Source organism: Bullifex sp. (assembly GCF_034103065.1).
In the GTDB taxonomy this organism is placed as follows: domain Bacteria; phylum Spirochaetota; class Spirochaetia; order Sphaerochaetales; family Sphaerochaetaceae; genus Bullifex.
Genome location: NZ_JAXEGN010000234.1, coordinates 1 through 4,045, shown reverse-complemented (window position 1 = coordinate 4,045; position 4,045 = coordinate 1). Strand labels below are relative to the sequence as shown.

The 4,045-nt window shown below is 37.8% G+C and carries 5 protein-coding genes; 4 read left to right on the top strand and 1 reads right to left on the bottom strand.

All coding sequences use genetic code 11. The annotated features are described in order from the left end of the window. The 4 genes from SOY52_RS09095 to SOY52_RS09080 all read left to right on the top strand — a co-directional run. Positions 1 to 708, top strand: a 708-nt coding sequence (locus SOY52_RS09095; protein ID WP_320848642.1) for a hypothetical protein, incomplete at its 5' end; no start/stop codon positions are given. Between the two features lie 487 nt (positions 709 to 1,195). Beyond that, entirely contained in the window at positions 1,196 to 2,539 is a 1,344-nt protein-coding gene (locus SOY52_RS09090; RefSeq protein WP_320848641.1) for an RNA-binding domain-containing protein, read from the top strand. Positions 2,540 to 2,561: 22 nt separating this feature from the next. Continuing rightward, positions 2,562 to 3,281: a hypothetical protein gene (locus tag SOY52_RS09085; RefSeq protein WP_320848640.1), complete on the top strand. Its 720-nt coding sequence runs from the start codon at positions 2,562 to 2,564 to the stop codon at positions 3,279 to 3,281. 4 nt (positions 3,282 to 3,285) lie between these two features. After that, on the top strand, positions 3,286 to 3,471 hold the full coding sequence (locus SOY52_RS09080; RefSeq protein WP_320848639.1) for a hypothetical protein: 186 nt from the start codon (positions 3,286 to 3,288) through the stop codon (positions 3,469 to 3,471). A gap of 126 nt (positions 3,472 to 3,597) precedes the next feature. Here the strand turns inward: SOY52_RS09080 and SOY52_RS09075 are convergent. After that, positions 3,598 to 4,045: hypothetical protein (locus SOY52_RS09075; RefSeq protein ID WP_320848638.1), on the bottom strand; the 448-nt coding region annotated here is incomplete at its 5' end.

Here is a 4,045-nt window from a genome sequence, read left to right as displayed (position 1 = left end):
GTAAAGGTATTAAAAGATATTATTAATCAAAATGGTCCAAAATACATCACAACTAAGCCTTTTGAGGTATATGAAAAGCTTTTGAAATCTGGAGCTTCTGATCAAAGAACTGCTACAGCACTATTAAGTGTTTTTGTAAGTAGCCTTATTCCTTTTACTGATGAAAAATTGCTTTCTAGTTTGATTCAGACAGAATGTAGTCTTAATGAGACTATGTCTGATAGGTTATCCTCTATTCTAAGAGCACTTTATTCAAAGGAAAACAGAAATGAATGGAGAAAGAGGGATGGAGAGGGACTTACACAGTTTTTAAATGGAGAATTTATCTGTGATTGGGAAGGTTTTGCCGTATGGGATGAAGGTAATGGTACTGTAAATTGTCATTATTATGCTCACATAATCCTAAAACCAACAGATTCTATTGCTGACGATAAAGATTTAATTGCTCTGCTGGCTTCAAACTCGTTTGCTACAAAAGAAGAGATTGATGAACTCTTTTGTAAAAGACTTATTAAGTATCTTGATCATGATTTTGAATGGTACTGTACGTGTGAAGAATACTATCAGCCTACTGTTGAGGATTATGCTGGTAATCTTGAGAGTAATTTGAAATATTGGAGCGAATTAAACGGTTTTGATTTTATATCATGTAATGGTTCTGGATATGATGACGGATATGAACCAAAACATAGAATATGTGGATGGTGATAATCTTCATCTTTTGGTTATAGTAATAACCATGCTAATTATGTGACTAATTCAAGTGATGCTTATAAATTAAATAGTTTAGTGGTCAAAAAATAAGTAAAGAATAAGCATTAAATTATAATCATAACTGATGTAAATTATCTCTATCAAACCTGCTATAATCTCCATCATTTAGAGTAAAAATGATGGAGATAAACCATAATTGTAGAAAGTTTGATAGTCCCTCAGGATTCCGTGGGACATGAATAATATTAGGATGCATATGTGTAGGCATTAGTCCCTATTTATTCTTCCATCCGTCTTAAAGTGTGTATTTACAAGTACACTCATATAGAAAAATTATTACAGTGTGTAAGAGCAAGTTATTACGCACTGTAATAATACCGGCCTGAAGGCGGAAAAAGAGGGAAAGAAAGTGAGATTGCACATTCTTTAATATGTTTTTATTGGGTCAGATAAGTTATAATAAATTTTGAAGGTGACCTAAATGAGAAGTTATTTTGAAGATGAAAAAACAGAATTAAAGAGAGAGCTTATAGATGAAGTGAAAAGCGAAATTGTAGCTTTTCTCAACAGTGTCGGAGGAACAATATTTGTCGGAGTCGAAGATGACGGTACTGTCATTGGCTTTAAAGATTCCAATATAAAAGATGATATAGATCTTAAACTTGGGAACTGGGTTCAGGATGCCTTTTTTCCTAAACCTGCAGGTCTGATAAACTTCTTCTTCAATGAAGATGACGTTTTGGAGATTCAAGTGTCAAAAGGTACTTCAAAACCTTATTACTTGAGAGATAAAGGTCCAAAACCAAGCGGTGTCTATATTCGTGTAGGAAGAAGTAAGCGTAGGGCAAGTGATGATGAGATACTCAAAATGATTATGGAAACACGGAGATACAGCTATGAAGAAGATATCTCTGGTGAACAGGATCTGACGTTCAAGGCTTTTTCAAGGATACTTGAAGATAACGAAATGAAGCTTACAACCAGAATGATGAATACATTTGGCATGAAATCAAGATCAGGAGAGTATACAAATCTTGCTTTTCTACTCTCTGATCAGTCCGACATTGTCGTCAAGCTTGCTGAATATGATTCAGAAATGAACTTCAGGATAAAGAAAAGCTTCAAAGGGTCTCTGATTAAGATTCTTTCTGATGTTGAGGAACAGACAGAACGCCTGAATGATGTGAAGGTAGTCATTGATGGCAGTTCTTTTAAGAGGAAAGAAACTAAATCATATCCCGGAGCATCAATTAGAGAAATGGTTCTGAATGCATTCTGCCACGCCAACTATTTCATCCATTCCAACATCAAGATAGAGTTTTTCCCTGATAAGGCAAAGATATCCAGCCCTGGTGGAATCTTCAATGCAACCATGGATGACATCATGAATGGAGTTCAGACTTATCGTAATCCGAGACTTGTCAATGTCTTTGATAAACTCCATCTGATTGAAAACTTTGGTACCGGTATACCGAGAACACTTCAGAGTTATGAGGCTTATGAGGTCAAGCCGGAATTCAGGGCAAGTGAGAATTTCTTTATCGTGACACTGCCGAACGTGAATTATTATCGGAATGACCCAATAAAAGACCCATTAAGCGACCCAATAAAAGACCCATTAAGTGATTTGGATTTGGAAATCCTGAAAGCTGTGAAAGAAAATCCAGGTATGAATACTGTTGCCATCACAGATAGGATAAACGCGATAAATTCAGCTGTGAACAGAGACAAAGTAAAGAATGCATTAAAGCGTAATCTTGTTAATTATGTAGAACATATTGGTTCTAAAAAATCAGGCGGATACTATCTGAGAAAGAAAGATTAACCTTGGTTTCTAATGTAAATGTATGTATTTTGCTGAAAGGCAGGAAAACCCAATGCCAACCTCAAGTATTTTCACAAATGTAAAGATAACCGATCCCAAGAAAGCAGAAGCGTTCATTAATGCACTTGATGAAGCCGCCGATGCTCCTTATGAGAAGAAGGAAAGAGGAGAATCTCACATCCTGACAGACCACGAGGAGATAAGAAAACTTATGGAGAAGGGACTGGAAGATCAGGCAAATGGAAAGACACGTCCTTTAGAAGAAGCTATTGAAGATTTGAGGAATAAAAGACAAACTCCAAGTGGAGAATTCGCAGAGCAGATTCTGAAAGAACTTATCGATGAAGGTTATAGTGGATATGAACTTCTTGATGAATTCCGTATCCGCCAGACCAAGGTAAGACCTGCAGTGGAGGCTATGTTGGAAGAGGCTATGAATGTAGCCAATGGCAATGGCGAGTACATGTCATATGAAGAGTTCGTCAAAGAAGTGATTGAAGAGAATGATTGTGACACCACTCTGTCAAAAAATGATCTCTTGAGAATAAATGCAGAGAAGATGGATCCAATCGAGTATATGGGTTTTCAAGAAGGCCTTGAAATTGGTATTCAGATTGGCGAAAACAACGTGAATAAATTTGCTGCATTAAAGCTGAATCAAAATGGATACAAAACAGAGTTCATTGCAGAATGTCTGAAAGTAAGCCCTGAACAAGTCAGGGAGTGGATTGAGGAGAAGTAAAGACATGCCAACCTCAAGTATTTTCAATACAGTCAGAATAAAAACAGATGAAGAAGCGGAGATGTTTCTTTCTGCCCTGGAGGCTGCTGAGAATGCACCTGCCATTACCAGGGAAACTCCTAACATGCGGTATGTCACTGATCCTGATGAAATAAAGAGAATGTTGGAGAAAAGGAGAAAAGGAGCCTAAAAGCAAAAACCCCTTTTGAGGCTTTAATGATTACCTATAGCTGGGTAATGATTAAAGCTCCAAAAGGAGCCCATTCTTTCTTGCTTTCTTTCTTGTGCGAGAAATAACGAGAAAGGAAAGAAAGAATCAAGAAGGAGATGAAAGAGAAGAAACGGTTAGAACCGGATGGTATGGGAAGAACGGGTACTGTACTTCAGTGCATTCCAGTTCCTTTACGTCATCCCTGAGAACACATCCCTTTTCGATGTCGAAGTATCTTCGCTCGAAGTAGGATCTGGTTTCCAGTAGTACGTACATAGGCTTATCGCCTTTAAGGCTGTACTTGCTTGGATAACCAAGGAAGTCATACGCCAGACCATCAAACGGCTTGGCAGTGACTCGGATGGATTTTTCGCCATTGTCCAGTACCATGGGGTAATATCCATCAAGGTTACGTACCTTCTCAATCAGAGGATTGGCAAAGTGAGCGGCATACTCATCTGGAGTCCATGCGGGCTTTTTCCAATGCCTTGCCATCTCCCAGTCAAATCCTGTAACACTAGCCCTGAAAGTAGGGTCCGGTGAAAGGAATGAT

Excerpts from the sequence above, each read along its gene's own strand:
- SOY52_RS09090 (WP_320848641.1), top strand. The coding sequence starts at position 1,196 with ATGAGAAGTTATTTTGAAGATGAAAAAACAGAATTAAAGAGAGAGCTT.
- SOY52_RS09085 (WP_320848640.1), top strand. The coding sequence starts at position 2,562 with ATGTATTTTGCTGAAAGGCAGGAAAACCCAATGCCAACCTCAAGTATT.
- SOY52_RS09080 (WP_320848639.1), top strand. The coding sequence starts at position 3,286 with ATGCCAACCTCAAGTATTTTCAATACAGTCAGAATAAAAACAGATGAA.